We start from the raw sequence: 15,803 nt of genomic DNA on the forward strand, positions 1-15,803 counted from the left end.
CTGCCCGGCAGCCTGTCAACAGGCAGTTTCCCGTCCATTGCCCGAATGTGAACCCCGTGTTACCTGCCCGTCCTGTGGCCGGACTCACGCGGTGAGGCGGCGCGCGGTTGCGTACGACGAGGGGCGCGGGAGCCGGTGAGGCGGCGCGCGGGCCGCGAGGCGCCGGGCCGGGCACGCCGCCTGTTCCTCCTGTGCCCGGCGTCCTGCTCCGCCGGGCACAAGGCGGCGTACCCCTCGCCCTGCCGGTGCCTCGCGGCCCGCGCCTCACCGGCCGGGCCTCACCCCACCTTCTCGATGAGCGCGCGGCGGATGAGGAACTTGCCGGGTTCCCGGACCTGTTCGAAGGCGGCGTTGTTCAGCAGCGCGCAACTGCCGCTGACCGAGGTGACCTTCACCGTCGTGGACTTGTTGTTGTCCAGGTTGGTGACCTTCAGGGTGGTGCCGGCCGGGAACTGGTTGCTGGACGCGGCCGGGGCGCCCCCCTCGCCGGACAGCGTGACGGTCGAGCCCTTGCACACCTGCTGGCCCGAGGCCGCGGCGCCGCCGCCGTTCCCGCCGGCCGCCGGGTCCGAGGGCGGCGCGGACTGCTGCGCCCCGCCGGCCTGCGCGCCCGCCCCCTGCTGCGCGCCGGCTCCCTGTTGTCCGTTGCCCTGCTGCCCGTTGCCCTGCTGGCCGCCCTGTGCCGCCTGGGAGCCCTGAGCCGACTCCCCAACGGTGCATCCGGCGGCCTTCTGCTGGACCTCGATCTGCTTGAGGACGGCCTCGCGGTTGGCGATCCGGGCCGCCGACTGCGCGTCCGGGTTCGCCTTCTGGTCCGCGATGAACCGGTCGTTGTTGCCGTGGGCCGTCGCCAGCCCCTGGCACACCGTCGAGTCCCCGGCGGACAGCGTCCGGGCGTTCTGCGGGCTCTGCGCGGCGTTCGAGGTGGACGCCAGCGCGAAGGCCCCGCCGCCCGCCACCGCCGCGGCGCTGACGAGCAGCGCGAGCTTCTTCTTCGTGCCGAGAGTTCTCCTGCGCGACATGCGCGCCTCCTGAAGAGGTAGGGGAGCGTACGCCGCTATGTACGAGATCCCGAACAGGGTTACTCAGCGGTCACCGGAGTTCGTCCAAGTAACCTGCGTCACAGCAGGGTTGAGTTTCGTTCAGCCCCTGCTCCGGGACACCGCGTCCCGCACGGCCTCCTCGGACCGGCCCACCAGGGCGGTCCCGTCGTCCGCCGTGATGATCGGCCGCTGGATCAGCTTCGGGTGCGCGGCGAGGGCGGCGATCCACCGGTCCCGCGCGCCCTCGTCCCGCGCCCAGTCCTTGAGCCCCAGCTCCTTGGCGGCGGCTTCCTGGGTGCGGGTGATGTCCCACGGCTCGAGCCCGAGCCGGTCCAGCACGGCCCTGATCTCGTCCTCGCTCGGCACGTCCTCCAGATAGCGGCGGACGGTGTAGTCGGCCCCCTCGGCGTCGAGCAGGCTGATGGCGCTGCGGCACTTGGAACAGGCCGGGTTGATCCAGATCTCCATGCGGCACACCGTACGCGAGGACCGGACCGGCGCCCGCCGCCCGGCCGCCCCGGAGCGCCGGGGATGTTCGATTTTCCGCGACCTCATGCGCACCTTGCGGAACTGCCGTGACGGTGCGACAACTTCCGCTCTCACCTGCGTATTCGAGGTCCGCTCGGACTGCCTGAATGTCAGTGCCCGGCAGTAGAATGGGAGCAGTGTTCGAGGGAATCGCCGGAGACCTTCCGGCGGACGCCCTGACCGCGACAGGAGGATGCCCGTGCCCGCTGCCGCCCTGAAGTCCAAGCCGCTGCCGACCCAGTCCACCGCCAAGCGCGCCGTCCGGCTCGACTCGCCCTACGCGCCGGCGGAGAAGCGCCCGCTGCCGGCCGGGCGGCCCCGCGAGTGGTACGTCACCCACAACCGGCGCCTGAAGGCCATGCGCCTCGCCATAGCCCTGCTCGACACCGGCGTCTACCTGCCGAACCAGGCCCACGACGAGGCGATCCGCGGCACCGCCGAGCGGATCGGCGTGCACCCGCCGTCCGCCACCACGTGCCACATGGTGCGGGCGCTGATGCGCTACACCCGGTGAGGAACGGCGCCGGGTGCCCCGGGCCGGCGCGGGGCACCCGGACCGTCAGGCCGACAACTCCCGCTCCAGCGGGGTGCGGAACCGCGGGGTGACCCTCGTCGCGCCCAGCCAGCCGCGCAGCCGTTCCGCCTCCGCCGCCACCGCCGGCTCCGCCTCCCGGCGGACGCCGGCGTCCGCGATCCGCCACACGATCCCGCCGTCCGCGCGCTGCGCCCAGCCGCCCACCACCCGGCCGTTCCACCACACGGTCGGGCCCACGTTGCCGCTGCGGTCGAAGAGCTCCGGGCGCAGCTCGTCCGGCAGGTACCAGTCGCGCCGCTGCCAGGCCATGGCCGTCGGGTCCAGCGCCGGCAGCAGGGCCGCCCAGGGCCGGCCGGGAGCCGCCACCGGGTCCAGGTCCCCGGCCGCCACGAACCCCGTGCCCTCCTCCAGGGCGACCTCGTGCGCGCCGATCGCGGCCAGGGCGCGGCGCACCTCCGTCACCCGCCACCCGGTCCACCACTTCAGGTCCGCCTCCGTCGCGGGCCCGCAGGCCCGCAGCCAGCGCTCCAGCAGACCGGCCTGCGCCGCCGCCGGGTCCAGCTCCGGGTGCGGCGGCGCCGGCGCCCAGCGGAACCGGCTGGACGTCCAGGAGCCGAGCGGGCGGCCCCGGACCACCTTGCCCTCCACGCCGAGCACCCGCAGCAAGCGCGAGGAGACCGTGTGGACCCCCTCGTAGCTCCTGCCCGCCGCGTACGGGAACTGCACCCGCAGCCTCGGCTCGTCCGCCGTCAGCTCCGCGGCCGTCGCCTGCCCGCGCCGGGCCAGCGCCGCCAGCGCGGACGCCTCCACCTCCGCCAGCCAGGCCGCGTCCGGGGCGCCCGCCGCGGCCATGTCCTTGACCAGCGAGGCGCGTTCCCGCGCGGCCACCGTGAGCCCCGTCGACGCGTGCACCACGGCGGTCAGCTCGGTGGGGAACACGAACACCGTGTGCCGCATGCCGTGCATACGGACCAGCGTCCGGTCCTCGTACAGCGCGCGTTCCGTCTCCGGCACCGCCCTCGCCGCGTCGGCCAGCCGCGCCGCCACCGCCAGGTACACCGTCGCCGGGTCGGTGCCGTGCAGGGCCACCAGGGCGCCGGCCACCTCCTCGGGGACCGCCGCCCGCGCCGTGTCCGCGAGCCGGTGGCGCAGCGCCAGCCGCGCCCGCCGCTCCGCCGTACCGATGCGCCGCCGTCCGTCGCCCATACCGGCCTCCCCGTCGCTCACCGTGCCGTCCCCGGCATCCTCGCCGACCCGGCCGCCGGCCGGTGCCCGGCGCACCCGATTCAGCCGTACCGCTCCATCAGCCCGCCCACGTACGCCGCCAGCCGCTCGCCCAGCACCCCGGGCGTCAGATCGGTGCGGCCCAGCTCGCGCCAGGGCCCGGCCAGCTTGGCCGCGTCGGGGGAGTAGGCCAGCGCGTCGAGCAGCCGCCAGTACAGGTGGTCCGGCCCGTCCGCCAGACCGTGACCGCCGTGCCGCTCGTACCGGTCCCGGAAGGCCAGCCCGCACTCGGGGCCGTGCAGCAGCGCCAGCGCAGTCGAGCAGTGGGCGACGTCCAGGTCGGCCGGACCCCAGGAGGTCTCCACCCAGTCGACGACCCCGCTCACCCGGAGCCCGTCCCCGGCCCCCGTGAACAGCACGTTGCCGGGATGGTAGTCCCGGTGCAGGAACCGGCCGCGGAACGGCGGCGGATCGCGCCGGATCACGTCCACCGCCCGCTCCCACAGCGCGCCCCCCGGCGTGCGCACCCTCTCCGGCGAGGTCCACGCCTGGTACGGGCGGGGGCGCTCCGCCGGCTCGACCGCGTGGATGCGGACCAGCTGGGCCGCGAGCAGGTCCAGCCGCCGGTCCAAGAACTCCCCGTCCTCGTCGTCCACCCGCACCAGACCCGGCATCCGGGTCATCAGCAGACTGGGGTGGTCGCAGTGCTCCGCGGTGGCGTCGACGGCGACCAGCGCCGGGGCCGGAACGCCCTCCTGCCCGGCGAGCAGACCGAGCACCGCCGCCTCCCGGGACAGCAGGCCCGGGGCGTGCCGCCGGAAGAACGGCCGCACGAACGTGCGCAGCACCAGCTCCTCCCCGTCGTCCAGCGTGAGCCCCCGCATCTGCGCGGACCAGCCCCCGGACAGCGGACGGGAGCCCACGACCCCGCGGCCCCCCGGCAGCCGTCCGGCCACCCAGCGCCGGGTCGCCGCCCAGGCGCCGTCCTCGACACCGCCCAGCAGCGCGGCCGCCAGGGCCCGCCGGTCCTCGGCGTGGTCCTGGAACCACAGACCCAACCGGTGCCCGGCGTCCGGCAGTTCGAGCCGGGTGAACTGGGCGCGCGCGGACAGCGCGTCCTGCACCGCCTCCGTCACCTCCGGCGGGATCACGTCGTCCGTGCCCGGCACCGCGAGCACCGCCCGCCCCTCGAACGCGCGCAGCGCCTCCAGCGCCCGTGAGGTCCGCCAGCTCCCGGGCGTACGGATGATCGTGCTGAACCGCCGATCGCCGCTGCCGAAGGGCTCGTCCCAGGCCTCCGGCGCGTACACGGCGGGCGCGCACAGGCCCACCGCCACCACCCGGCGCCCGTAGTGCCGGACCAGGTCCGCGACCGTCTGCCCGCTCATGCTGAACCCGACCAGCACCAGCGGATCGTCCGCCGGGGCCTGCGCGTCGATCACCGCGACCGCCTGCGCGAACCGCCGCCGCAGGCTCGACTCCGCGAGCGCGCCGCTGCTCCCGCCGTGCCCGGAGAAGTCGAAGGCCAGCGCGTGGGCGCCCTGTCCGGCGAACTCTGCGAGCAGCGGCAGCAAACGCTCCTTGCTGCCGTTCCCCGCGCCGTGCAGGAGCACCGCCGTCGCCCGTCCGGGCGGACCGGCGCTCACCCCGCTGATCCGCTCGCCGTCGTGCCCGCACACGAAGTCCTCGTACTCGCTCGTGAACAGCGGGAGTTCGCCCATACGTGCCATTCACTCACGAGCGGCGGACCGCGCGGAAAACGGGGTGCGGACCGGCGATCCGCCTCCCTACTCTGAACAAACGGCACGAAGCCGACACCCCGCCCTCGCTCACCTCATGGAGGAGGTCCGTCATGCGTGGCATCGTCAGCGCCGGGACCGTCGTCCTGGTGATCCTCGGATTCGGCAACCACACCTGGTGGCTCGCCGCCGGCGCGCTGCTGTACCTGTACGCGAAGTACGGCCGGGGCGCGCCCGCCGCACCGCCGTCCGGCGGCGCGGGCCCGGTGCCCGACTCCTACCGGGCGTACCGGGAACGCCGGGACCGCCAGGCCAAGTGGGAGCGCCGCTACCGCCGCGAGCGCCCCTTCGAGACCCGGCGCCAGGCGCGCGAGAAGAGCAGGTGAGCACAGGCGCCCCCGGTCGTCGCTGACCTGGGGCGCCTCGCTCCCGTCCGTCACAGACCGGGGGCGCCCCACACCGGGAACCACCGGCCGAGATCCGGCTCGATCCGCAGATCGCTGCCGAGCGCCGCCTTCACCCGCAGCTCCAGCGCGCTGTCCCGGCGTTCGGCGCCGCCGGGGAGCGGGGCGAAGGGGAAGAAGGTGCCCCGCTTGTACAGGTAGACGAGGGCCAGCCGGCGGCCGGCGTCGTCGGTGAAGGCTGCCAGTGAGCACAGGAGCTGGGGGCCGAAGCCGTTGGCCTCCAGGGAGGTGTTCACCGCGTGCAGGTCGTTGACCAGCTCGATGAGCTGCTCGGGGGGACGGCGGGAGATCAGCCAGGAGTAGCCGTAGCCGTCCTGGGTGAGGCCCACCGGGTTCCCCGCCCGGTCGGCGTCCGCGTCGAGCAGCGCCTGGATCTCGCGGTGCGTCTGCTCGAAGGCCGCGCCCTCGACCGTGGCGAAGCACACCGCGCCGACGCCGGCCGGGCGGAAGCCGGCCGCCGCCTCCAGCGTGATCGCGGCCGAGGGCAGCGCGAACAACTGGTCCAAGTCCGGCGCGACCGGCTTCGTACGGCCGAGCAGGATGTCCAGCAGCCCCATGCTCAGCCCGCCTTGCCCGGAGTGGCCGCCTCACCGAGCTCGGCGGAGATCCGCCCGAGCTGGTCGAGCCGCTGCTGCAGCGTCGGGTGGGTGGAGAAGAACCGCTCGATGCCGGGCTCCCTGCCGGTCGCCGGGGTGAAGTAGAAGGCGTTGAAGGCCTGGGCCGTGCGCAGGTCCTCGGTCGGGATCCGGGCGATGTCCCCGGACACCTTGGTGAGGGCCGACGCCAGCGCCGAAGGCCGGCCGGTCAGGTGCGCCGCGGCCCGGTCGGCCGCCAGCTCCCGGTACCGGGACAGCGCCCGGATCAGCAGGAAGCTGATCGCGTACACGGCCGCGGAGACGGCCATCACTGCGGCGAAGACGGCGGCCGTGTTCTGGTCCCTGCGGCCGCCGCCGAGGACCTGCGAGTAGAACGCGAACCGCACGACCAGTCCGGCGATCACGCCGAGGAACGACGCGATGGTGATCACGGCGACGTCCTTGTGCGCCACGTGCGACAGCTCGTGCGCCAGCACGCCCTCCAGCTCGGCGGGCTCCAGCCGGCGCAGCAGCCCGGTCGTCACGCAGACCACGGCGTGGTCGGGGCTGCGCCCGGTCGCGAACGCGTTCGGCATGCCCATCTCGGAGACGGCGATCACCGGTTTCGGCATGTCCGCGATCGCGCACAGCCGGTCGACCACGGCGTGCAGTTCGGGATACTCCTCCCGCTCCACGACCCGCCCGCGCATGGCGAACATCGCGATCCGGTCGGAGAACCAGAACTGCGCGACGAACATCGCCCCGACCACCACGACGACCAGCAGCCAGGACTTGAGCAACACGATCAACGCGGCGACGAAGGCCACGTACAGCAGTCCGAGCAGGAACAGCGTGACCGACATCCGTACGGTCAGCCGCCGATCGCTCCGGAAGCGGCTCTGCATCTTGCACCACCCCAGGGTCAGGCACTCGTCCCGCTGTCCAGTGTGCACCTGCGGGTACCCCTGCGGGGGACTGCGGACGGGCCGTTCACGCGGAGTGACGGACTAGTACGGCGAGTGCAGCTGGGCGTAGCCGAGCAGGACTATCACCGCGGCGACGCAGCCGAGGACCACGACCGTCGATATCCACGAGGACCGGCGGGGCGCCGAGCGCTCCGGGTCGGCGCGGAAGGGCGCCGGGTCCGGCGGGTTCTCCTTCCAGCGGGCGGCGAGCATCCGGGCGCGGGCCGAAGGCTCTTTGTGCTTAGCCGAGTTCGCCCACCTGTGATCGAACTCTTTCTCCCAGTCGTCCTGTTCGGACATCCCCGTTCAACCTCTCTCGTCGGACAGAGCCAGGGCGATGATCTCCCGAGAGTAGGAGCCATGGGAAGCCGCAAAGGTTGCCCAGGATGCTGGGTGACCACCGGACGGCTAGCATCGACATGAGAAGCCGCACTGCGGGGTGCTTCATGGTGACGCCCTGCCACGACATTCGTGCGGCCCCCCTACGACCGCGCCGGACTCTCGCTCCGAGACCGCGGCCATCCGACTCGTGCCCGGAAAGCCGCACGAGGGGTGGAAGGAAGGTGGATCCATGAAAGCACATCGCGCGAGGCGTCTCGCCGCAGTGTCCGCCGTCGGCGTCCTGATGGCCGGCGGAGCCGTCGTCACCTCGGCGGCCGGCGCATCGGCAGCCACCCCGAACCACGTCACGCAGGTCAGCACCAACCGGGGCTGCGGCTGGTGGGGCAACTGCTTCGACCGCTTCGACCGGGGCGACTTCTTCCGCAACAACTTCAACAACGGCGGAGTACCGGTCGTCATCGTCGTGGTGAGCTGACGGAAGCACGACGCAGGGCCGCCACCCGGACACGCTCCGGGTGGCGGCCCTCCGCAGTCCGGCGCGGGAGTCCCACCTCGGACGGGGCGCCTCGCGAGGCCGCCGGCCCTGGGCCCGCCAGACCAGCACGAGACCGGCCGGCATGAGCAGGCTCTGACCCCGAGTAAGCCGTAGGCCGTGCTCCCCGGGGTAGGGAAGCACGGCCTACGGCTCACAGACGGCCCAGGTCAGCGCGGGAAGCCGCTCTGACCTGGGGCGATATCACACGTCGAAGAAGTGATGTTGCGGCTGCGCTACCTCGGAGCCCTGTTCGCAGGGATGCTCTGACCAGCCGAGACGTCGTCGTTGTCTGTCGTTGTTGGTCGTCTCCGGCCACCCTCGGACGGCCCAGAGACGGCCCAGCCCAGGCGGCTCGGCACATTTCCAGACGGATCACGCTCGGCTTCTCGTCCGTGCTCTGAGCTGCAGCAATGCTTAAAGGCCGCAGCTCACGGGGTCTTGCCGTCCACGCCGCGTGCACCGCCGGTGGCCTACGGCTCACTCTGTCATGAAGCGGTGTGCCGCAAGACCGAGGCTTGCAGCACCCATGAAGGCCGCTCCGCCAGCTCCTATCGCCTCTGGCGTTGCTGCTCCGGCCAGATGGAAGAGGGCGCCTGCCACGGCGGCTGTGCCCACACTGGCCAGAAGGATGATCGCCAGCCAGATGCCCCGCTGGGAAGGGTCGTTCCCGTTCACCTGATCTCCTTCCCTCAGCGCGCCCGCGCTGAGATGCATCGTTCGTCGCCGCCTCCCCTGGCGGCGACGAATTCAAGGTGACAGATGAGAAAGTGCAGGTCAAAGCAGGTCTAATGGCTTCCTGAAGGAGACAGGTCGCTATCACGCTGGAGTGCTTCGGCTCCTTCGCAGGAGTGCAACAGCGTCTACGGAGAAGACCTTGCGCGGCCTTGCAGGAAGGTATAAGGAGGTACCTCCTGAACCCCCTGGTACCCCTGGGACCCCTGTACCCCTGTTTCTCCTTCAAGAAGGTAGGCGAACTTGCCGAACCCTCTTTACCCCGCTGCAGTCGTGCAACTTCAGAAAGCCGTCACCCGTGCTGCAAGACGCGGGAAGGTGCCGTTCTCACCTACTTTCGTCAGGTCCCAGGTGGACGGAAGACAGCCACCGCTTGCGCGACTCGTACAGGGCGGGAGAGGCGGCGAGGTTCGCCTCAGGCTCTACCTGTGCATCACGATGATGGCTACGGCCGCCCCGCATGACATCCGTCAACCGCCCGCTCCGCACGCGTGGGCCCGCATGCTGGCATTGCCGCCGGACACAGGCCCGCGACGTGTAAACAGCAACCTAAAGTGGCTGAATGATAATGGGTTTATCAAGCTTGAGCCGCGACGGGGAAATACGCCCAGCATCAAACTCATTTCCACAGAAGATCCCGATGGACCGTACGTCCGGGCGAGCGAACAAGGGCGATATGTCGGGATACCTATGGAATTCTGGAGTGAGGGCTGGATAGTTCATCTCAGCGCCACAGGCATAGCTCTTCTCTTTGTGCTCCTCGAAGCGCTGGGCGGCTATACCGAGCCGCGTTATATTCCCAGCGAACGACGCAGTTCATACGGCCTCTCCCATAACACGTGGACTAAAGCAAGGAAAGAGCTTGAACATAATGGCTTCCTATTGGTGAAGCGCACCCCTCAGGGTAGCGACTTCGATTATCAAAGATTGAGAAATTCCTATTGGGTGGACGAAGATAGGTTCTTTGATCCACCAGGGGCGCTCATTCCGCCGGCCTCCCCTCTCTATCGACCCCCCAGCCAACAGGGTTAATCAATGACATTTAAGCTAGATCGATGGATACGCCCTCTTTATGTGATGAAGAAAAGCTCCGGTGGTGCGCAACCCGTCAGATTCCTAGGCACCGGCTTCATTCTTCCAGGCGGAATCTTGATTACATGTCGTCACTGCGTTGACTCCACCCTGGCGCACTCTGAGTACATTGCGGGAGCAATAGAGCTAGCGCCAGGTACATTCTCAAGCGAACGGCTGAGTAACCTCTGCTTCGAGGAAAGCGGCATGGATATGGCCGCGGCAACCGTACAAACCAATGATTCTGGCTTGATATTGGGGATCAACTCTCCCGGCATCGGGCAAGATGTTGGGACTTTCGGATACCCTGGCACATACGGACGACTCCCGGAAGGAAAGGTGCTAGGGGATCTTTCGTTCGATCAGCAGTCGCGCTGGCTCGAAGGCTACGTAACAAGAGCTTTTAAGTATGAGCTGCCAACCGGAGAGATTCGCCCGTCCTGGGAGCTTGATATGCCAACGCCCGGTGGGCTTAGCGGCGCACCTCTGCTTCAGCTCCGCGCACCGGTTGCGGAAGGTAGAGGGGTCGTCATTGGAATTTGCTACGGCCGATACCTAGCTCAAGGAGAACCGGGCATAGGAGGAGTTGCTATCCCCGGCTATGTATTCGGACTTGCGCATTACTACCAGAGCTTGATGGATGCAAGATTCAGGATCCTGGAAGGCGCCACCCTTGGGCAGTTCCTGGCCGATCGCGAAGCGGTGCTAGACATGAGTGCCCTTCAATAGCTATAGGGCGTCAGCCGTCCTTGCGCGCAGAATGATCGGCGCCCTGTGCGGAGGGTGCCGCCCTTCCGGTCATGTCGTGCGGCAACTGTCAAGGTACGTCTCTGCAGAGGTCGCCGACCTCGTACTGGCCGTGAAGTGGCCCGGCAATGCCGGTGGTCATGGAAGTGAAATATGATCCGACGTACTGGATGCGGTGGATATCCTTGACCGCACCATTCAAAACATCTATGACACTTCTACTGTGGTAATCAAGAAGAAGGCCGAAGAAATAATCGTCCGTAAAGGGATGCCCGCGAGTCATATCACGCAGCTTCCCGTACCACCCGTTTGATCGCGCTATTAGCGTTCGGGACAGCAGCAAGTGATCGACCAGGATCCATCCTTGTCGAGGTCACCTAGCGAGCCGCAAGTTGAGGCACTTGCGGCCACGTCCGGAAGGCTGCTGATTAGCGAGGGCGCTGTTCGGCTGTTGCCTCTGACGACCCGGAGGGTGGTGTTGGCGTGCGGGCCAAGGAGTCAGTGATCGTAGGAGGCTGAAGCGTGTTCTGCTGCCCTTGACCGAACCAGTAACCAATAATGGCACCGGCAATTCCAGTGACCGGGGTGATGTAAAGACTGAAATCCTTTGCCGCGATCCCTGTAATCATAGCTACCCATGGGGAGGCAATGATGGAGAAAACCACGGCAACCAGCGCCCATCCTCGAACACCTTCAGCGCGTCGTATTAGACCAGAGTGTTGATAGGCAAGATCTGCCCGATGTCGCCGATCTGCAAGTTCTACTTCCCAACGCCGCTCCGTCTCACGTAGACGTACCTCGGCGTCGACTTCTTTAGGTGTTTCTGGGCGCTTACCTATTTGATATATTTGCTGACGTTGCTCTGATGTGAGTTCCTGATGCTCCTGCTGAAGGGCGAGTAGCTGTTCGGTGAGGCTTTCCACTTCTCTAGTGCTTTTGTCCCAGATGCGGAGTCTCATCACGCTTTGCTTGAGCAGGAGTCGGTACTCGGTGATCCAGTCCTGCTCAGCCTCTGGCATTCTCCCCGTTTGCCATTCGTGCGTTACTCCATCGAGTTCAAATCCGTCCGAATGCACTTCAGGCATATTCGCTCCCCCTGTTCAAACCGTTGCCGCGCCTTACAACACTCTCGCTCAGAGCGAGGCCCTGCGGCGACCAGTGGCCCTTTGCCCCGAGGCAGCTGAAACGTAGGTGGCGACCTCTTTCAGGTCCCAGGTGCCAGCAGGCACGTCCTGGTGGACGTCGCCTGATCATAGGCGGCTGGGATGTCGGTGTAGTAGCCGTAACTGTGTGCTGCTGTGAGCGCATCAGTTGATGTCGTTACGCTCGCTTTGTGGTGTCCTCGGCGAGGCGGCTTGTGAACCCGGCGTCGCGCAGGCGCTCGTATGCTGCGGCCACGTCCTTGGGTACGGGTTGTTCGATCATAAATCCCTGTTGCGGGTAGATCATGAGCCGCTGCTGCGCGCCAGCCAACATGTCGATGACCAAGCGCGCGTCTCCGATCGAGTCGACGTAGTCAGTCAGGCTCATATGTGTGGAAGCGCTGACCCACTCAACTTCGGGCCACAGTTTGCGGGCGGTCGCGTAGGCTCGTCGTTCCTCGTACGGCTTGCTCACCAACAGGGCGGATGCCACGGCGACCTGGTGCTGCTCGAGGAGTGCGCGAGAGAAGCGGATGTTCTCTCCTGTGTTCCGGGCCCGCGGCTCAACGAGGATGGCATCAGCCGGCACCCCCAGTTCCATCGCACGCTCACGGTAGTGCTCAGCCTCGCCACGTGGCATGCGGTCACGTGTGGTGCGGCTGGTGGCCCCTGTGAAGACGATCAGCGGCATCATCCCCCGGTGGTAGAGAGCGGCGGTTGTGTCCGCGACTCCGAGGTCGTGACTGCCCAGTCCGATCGCGACTGAGCATAGGCGCGGGTCATGGCCCATCTGCTGAAAGTCCCAGAGCCGTTGAGCGTCGGCCCATGCCTGTGCTGAGATCACGTGCTCTCGCCCTCCGCTTTCGCTGAGTCGGGGACCTTGAAGTCGTACGTCCAGGCGAATCGTGTCGCCGCGTGAACGCCGATTGCGAACTCCACGACGGTGCCATCAGCCGTATACGTCGTCCGGTGCAGCTCCACCACCCATTCGCCCGGCGCGAGCTGGAGGAGCTGGACCTCGTCCGCCGTGGGGATGCGCGCGAACAGTGTCTCCTGCATGTGGTCGATCTCGTATCCGGCGTCGTACAGGACGCGGAAGCCACCGCCCCGGCCGGCGGGCCCCGGCGTCGGGTCGACGATGCGCGTCCCTTCCACGTGCTCGGGACGGTAGTAGCTCGTCAGCGTGTGCGTTGGCTGCGAGCCTTCCTTGACCACGCGCGCGCGTGCGTAGACCTCCGCGCCTTCCGGCAGACCGTGCGCCTGGGCGACGGCGGCCGGCGCTGGCACACGGCTGACGGTCTGCGTCTGTTCGTTCCGCTTGTAAGTGCGGCCGGACGCAACACGGTCTGCGATGAACGCCACCTCATCGCCATCCCGCCACTTGGCCTTGTCGTATCGCGCGATGCCGAGTCGCTTGAGCGGGGCCCGCTCACGGACGACCGTTCCGTGTCCCCGCGACGATGTGACCAGCCCTTCGGCCTCCAACGCCTTATAGGCCGCATGGACCGTGGACTTCGAGCCTTCACCCGCTTCCACTAGGTCCCTGATCTGCGGCAACTGAGCACCGGGCGCGTACTCACCGTTCCTGATCTGTTCGGCCAATCGGTCCGCCAGCTCCCGCCACTTGGGCGCCATGCAGCTCTCCTCTCGACACCGACCAGTGAAACACAGTCCCAGGACTGTTGACAGTCCCGGGACTGTGCGTCATCGTCATACCAACCGGCTCGCAGTCCTAGGACAGCGAGCTCGGGGTGGCCCTATTGGGCTGCTCCTAAGCCGCCCGGAGGGCTCCGTGAAACGGGCTCGAAGGAAGCGCAAGCGCCTTGAAAACTCCACACAGGGAACTGCCGGTAACCCGTGGTCCGCCTGCCCGAAGGGGTCGGAAACAAGGCGGAGAAGACCGGCGTGCCCCGTACAGCAGTCCGATCGGTTCAAGTCCGGTCCGGGGCACTGCGGCCACTGCTCAGTGACCGTGCCGCGTATGAAGCGCGGCTCTCCATCAACGGCACGCACCCCCGGAGCGGCTACTCCGGGGGTGCTGTTCGGGCCGTTCCACCTGCAAGGGAGAACACGACCCAATGGACCACATCGTTACTGTTCAGGACGTTGTTACCGCGTTCGCCGACTTCTTGGAGCCGACGGATGCGGAGCTGGACGCGATCGAGCGTGAGATGCCGCTGATCCTGGCGGACGTCGAGCTGCTGGACGCACAGATTGTCACCCTGGACCGCGTCCCGACCGAGCTGGACGCCCGCCGCATCCGCCGAGCCCGCCGCCGTGCGCTCGCCGCGCGGGTCGCGTTGGTCAACCGGGCGGCTGGCACGAGCCTCCCGGGCGGTGCGGCGTGACGGACCGCAAGGAACTGACAACCCCGCAGCGCATCGTCCTGGGGGCCGCGTTCGTCATCATGGCCGCCGTCGGCGGCGTCGGCGGGTATGGCACGTTCGCCAACATCGGCCACGCCTACGGCACCGGCACCGCGCTCGGTGCCGTCGCGGCTGGCGAGGGCGCCACCGCCGTCCTCGGCCTGGTCCTGCTCGGCCTGACCATGCTCGGCCAGTCCTCGCCCCGGATCGTCCGGCTGGGGCTGTGGGCGCTGCCCGCCGCCGCCTCGGTCATGGCCGCGATGGCGGGGCCGGACGCCGGCCGCACCGTCATCTACGCCGTGACCCCGATGGGCATGTGCGTGTCGGCGGAGGGCATGGCGTTCCTGGCCCGGCGGATCGTCGTCCACACCGACGGCCACGACGCCGAGGCCGAAGCCCGCGCGGCGGCCGTCGTGCGGCAGTTGGCCTATCACCGGGCGGTTGCCGCCAACCACCCCAGCGACCGCGTCAAGAAGTGGTCCGAGCGCAGGTCGTGGCGGCTGGCCCGCAGGGTCGGCACCGGTGACCACACCCTCGGAACGCGGCTGCTCGACGTGCAGCGCCAGCGCGTCACGGCAGGCGCGGATGCCGCGCTCGCGGGAATGTTCACCACCCCGACCGACCCGCCGGCACTGCCCTCGCCCGACCCAATCGGCCTCGAATCCCCTACGAGCGCGAATACGGAGGAATCCACCGAGACCGAGAGGATTCAGTCTACGGCTGACCAGCCGGAATCGACCCCAGTCACGATCACCCTGACCCGCCTCCCGGTACCCGACCCGATTCCCGCGGACGCGGGAAAGTCGAGCCTTCCACTCAAGCCGATCCCCGCACTTCCCGCCCCGGTCGAGACAGCCCCGCCCCGGTCGATCGCGGCTCGGTCGGTGGCGGCTGAGTCGACCCGGCAGCCTCAGGCGACGTATCGGGTCCCGGACGCCGCCAAGACACCCAGGACCCGCCGCAGCCCGGAACAGCTCCTCACCGAGGCCCGGACCGTCACCGCCGACTGGCCCGACGCGAAGGTCACGGCCGAGGGCATCCGCCGGGCCCTGCACGTCTCCCCGGTCAACGCACGCAAGCTCCGTGACGCACTGCTCGCCGAACGGGCGGCCTGATGGGAGCACTGCCCGTCTACCGGTGGCGACTCGCCCCGGACGGCTACGCCACCCGCCGCCAGCTCCGTGCACGGGGCCTGCGGCCGGGTGGCCAGGAAGTGGCGGCGCAGCTCGAACGGCCGCGCCGCCGCCGGTCCCCGCTGGTCGCCTACCTCTACCACGTCGACCTCGCCAAGCCGGTCCGTCCCATGACGCCGGCGCGATGGGCGGCGCTGGCAAAGGCCAACACCGCCCGCCGAACCTGCCCCACCTGCCGTCGTGATGCGGGCTACGTCATCCCCACCTCGCTCGGCACCTGCGTGCCCTGCGCTTCCCCTTCCCCCTCGCTGAGGAGTGCCTGACATGGGCAAGCCCGACACCCGCCGCCTGGACCGGGAGATCCAGCAGGCGACCCGCAAGCTCGAAGCGGTCCGCAACCGGGAGATGTGGCCGCTGGACGGCCGCGAGCGCCGCGCCGTCCTCGGTGCCCTCGCCGGCGGCTCCTACCGGATCGTCCGGGGCCGCAGCACCGGCCGTGCCGAGCAGCGCATCGAGACCGCGTGGCAGAGCGCGGAGACGCGTCTGCTCGCGGAGATCACCGCCATGCAGGTCGAGCGGGCCCGGATCGAGCGCGAGGCCGCGCAGGCCAAGGCCGCTAAGAAGTCCTCCGGGTGGTTCTGACCCCCGCCCGTCCACCGTCA

Annotated in this window: 18 protein-coding genes; 8 read left to right on the forward strand and 10 right to left on the reverse strand. The window is 68.9% G+C overall.

Features of this window, described 5'->3' with window-relative positions; genetic code table 11:
* Positions 1 to 278: 278 nt before the first annotated feature.
* Together ACZ7JA_RS08005 and ACZ7JA_RS08010 are read right to left on the reverse strand one after the other, a co-directional pair.
* Positions 279 to 1,022, reverse strand: a complete 744-nt coding sequence (locus ACZ7JA_RS08005; RefSeq protein WP_389306135.1) for a hypothetical protein — start codon at positions 1,020 to 1,022, stop codon at positions 279 to 281.
* A 120-nt stretch (positions 1,023 to 1,142) separates the two neighbouring features.
* Positions 1,143 to 1,511 (reverse strand): arsenate reductase family protein, encoded by a 369-nt coding sequence (locus ACZ7JA_RS08010; RefSeq protein WP_351670647.1) that lies wholly within the window; start codon positions 1,509 to 1,511, stop codon positions 1,143 to 1,145.
* A gap of 259 nt (positions 1,512 to 1,770) precedes the next feature.
* On the opposite strand from ACZ7JA_RS08010, the gene ACZ7JA_RS08015 reads away from it, so the two are divergent.
* Positions 1,771 to 2,085, forward strand: a complete 315-nt coding sequence (locus ACZ7JA_RS08015; protein WP_389306137.1) for a hypothetical protein — start codon at positions 1,771 to 1,773, stop codon at positions 2,083 to 2,085.
* Positions 2,086 to 2,130: 45 nt separating this feature from the next.
* On the opposite strand, the gene ACZ7JA_RS08020 is transcribed toward ACZ7JA_RS08015, so the two are convergent.
* Both ACZ7JA_RS08020 and ACZ7JA_RS08025 read right to left on the reverse strand, forming a co-directional pair.
* The gene (locus ACZ7JA_RS08020; protein WP_351670776.1) at positions 2,131 to 3,312 is read right to left on the reverse strand and encodes a winged helix DNA-binding domain-containing protein; all 1,182 of its coding nucleotides are present in this window, start codon (positions 3,310 to 3,312) and stop codon (positions 2,131 to 2,133) included.
* A gap of 80 nt (positions 3,313 to 3,392) precedes the next feature.
* Positions 3,393 to 5,051 (reverse strand): alpha/beta fold hydrolase, encoded by a 1,659-nt coding sequence (locus ACZ7JA_RS08025; RefSeq protein ID WP_470807714.1) that lies wholly within the window; start codon positions 5,049 to 5,051, stop codon positions 3,393 to 3,395.
* A 131-nt stretch (positions 5,052 to 5,182) separates the two neighbouring features.
* Here ACZ7JA_RS08025 and ACZ7JA_RS08030 point away from each other — a divergent pair, with 131 nt between their 5' ends.
* Positions 5,183 to 5,455, forward strand: coding sequence for a hypothetical protein (locus tag ACZ7JA_RS08030; protein ID WP_351670651.1), 273 nt, complete (start codon positions 5,183 to 5,185; stop codon positions 5,453 to 5,455).
* Between the two features lie 50 nt (positions 5,456 to 5,505).
* On the opposite strand, the gene pspAB is transcribed toward ACZ7JA_RS08030, so the two are convergent.
* The 3 genes from pspAB to ACZ7JA_RS08045 all read right to left on the reverse strand — a co-directional run bounded on the left by pspAB (position 5,506) and on the right by ACZ7JA_RS08045 (position 7,373).
* The gene (gene pspAB / locus ACZ7JA_RS08035) at positions 5,506 to 6,090 is read right to left on the reverse strand and encodes a PspA-associated protein PspAB (RefSeq protein ID WP_470807675.1); all 585 of its coding nucleotides are present in this window, start codon (positions 6,088 to 6,090) and stop codon (positions 5,506 to 5,508) included.
* Positions 6,091 to 6,092: 2 nt separating this feature from the next.
* The gene (gene htpX / locus ACZ7JA_RS08040; protein WP_351670782.1) at positions 6,093 to 7,013 is read right to left on the reverse strand and encodes a zinc metalloprotease HtpX; all 921 of its coding nucleotides are present in this window, start codon (positions 7,011 to 7,013) and stop codon (positions 6,093 to 6,095) included.
* A gap of 102 nt (positions 7,014 to 7,115) precedes the next feature.
* Complete coding sequence (locus ACZ7JA_RS08045) at positions 7,116 to 7,373, reverse strand: SCO2583/SCO2584 N-terminal domain-containing protein (protein ID WP_470807678.1); 258 nt, start codon at positions 7,371 to 7,373, stop codon at positions 7,116 to 7,118.
* A 271-nt stretch (positions 7,374 to 7,644) separates the two neighbouring features.
* On the opposite strand from ACZ7JA_RS08045, the gene ACZ7JA_RS08050 reads away from it, so the two are divergent.
* Together ACZ7JA_RS08050 and ACZ7JA_RS08055 are read left to right on the forward strand one after the other, a co-directional pair.
* Positions 7,645 to 7,890 carry a hypothetical protein gene (locus ACZ7JA_RS08050; protein ID WP_351670659.1) on the forward strand — a complete coding sequence of 82 codons (246 nt, stop codon included), beginning with the start codon at positions 7,645 to 7,647 and terminating at the stop codon, positions 7,888 to 7,890.
* 2,070 nt (positions 7,891 to 9,960) lie between these two features.
* The gene (locus tag ACZ7JA_RS08055) at positions 9,961 to 10,482 is read left to right on the forward strand and encodes a hypothetical protein (protein WP_470807681.1); all 522 of its coding nucleotides are present in this window, start codon (positions 9,961 to 9,963) and stop codon (positions 10,480 to 10,482) included.
* Between the two features lie 446 nt (positions 10,483 to 10,928).
* Here the strand turns inward: ACZ7JA_RS08055 and ACZ7JA_RS08060 are convergent, their stop codons facing one another.
* The 3 genes from ACZ7JA_RS08060 to ACZ7JA_RS08070 form a co-directional block, all read right to left on the reverse strand.
* The gene (locus ACZ7JA_RS08060; protein WP_470807682.1) at positions 10,929 to 11,585 is read right to left on the reverse strand and encodes a hypothetical protein; all 657 of its coding nucleotides are present in this window, start codon (positions 11,583 to 11,585) and stop codon (positions 10,929 to 10,931) included.
* Between the two features lie 235 nt (positions 11,586 to 11,820).
* Positions 11,821 to 12,486: a YdcF family protein gene (locus ACZ7JA_RS08065; protein WP_470807683.1), complete on the reverse strand. Its 666-nt coding sequence runs from the start codon at positions 12,484 to 12,486 to the stop codon at positions 11,821 to 11,823.
* A complete protein-coding gene (locus tag ACZ7JA_RS08070; RefSeq protein WP_470807684.1) occupies positions 12,483 to 13,277 on the reverse strand; it encodes a GntR family transcriptional regulator in 795 nt (264 codons plus the stop codon). The genes ACZ7JA_RS08065 and ACZ7JA_RS08070 overlap by 4 nt, the downstream gene beginning before the upstream one ends.
* A gap of 443 nt (positions 13,278 to 13,720) precedes the next feature.
* Between ACZ7JA_RS08070 and ACZ7JA_RS08075 the strand changes: the two genes are divergently transcribed.
* The 4 genes from ACZ7JA_RS08075 to ACZ7JA_RS08090 are packed head-to-tail and all read left to right on the forward strand — an operon-like array spanning position 13,721 to position 15,783.
* Positions 13,721 to 13,990, forward strand: a complete 270-nt coding sequence (locus ACZ7JA_RS08075; RefSeq protein ID WP_470807685.1) for a DUF6284 family protein — start codon at positions 13,721 to 13,723, stop codon at positions 13,988 to 13,990.
* Positions 13,991 to 14,049: 59 nt separating this feature from the next.
* A complete protein-coding gene (locus ACZ7JA_RS08080; RefSeq protein WP_470807715.1) occupies positions 14,050 to 15,123 on the forward strand; it encodes a conjugal transfer protein in 1,074 nt (357 codons plus the stop codon).
* On the forward strand, positions 15,123 to 15,464 hold the full coding sequence (locus tag ACZ7JA_RS08085; protein ID WP_470807686.1) for an RRQRL motif-containing zinc-binding protein: 342 nt from the start codon (positions 15,123 to 15,125) through the stop codon (positions 15,462 to 15,464). Before ACZ7JA_RS08080 ends, ACZ7JA_RS08085 begins: the two co-directional genes overlap by 1 nt.
* Before the next feature lies 1 nt (position 15,465).
* Positions 15,466 to 15,783, forward strand: coding sequence for a hypothetical protein (locus ACZ7JA_RS08090; protein ID WP_470807687.1), 318 nt, complete (start codon positions 15,466 to 15,468; stop codon positions 15,781 to 15,783).
* Positions 15,784 to 15,803: the final 20 nt, after the last annotated feature.

The sequence above is a fragment of the Streptomyces sp. NPDC038135 genome (assembly GCF_055601245.1).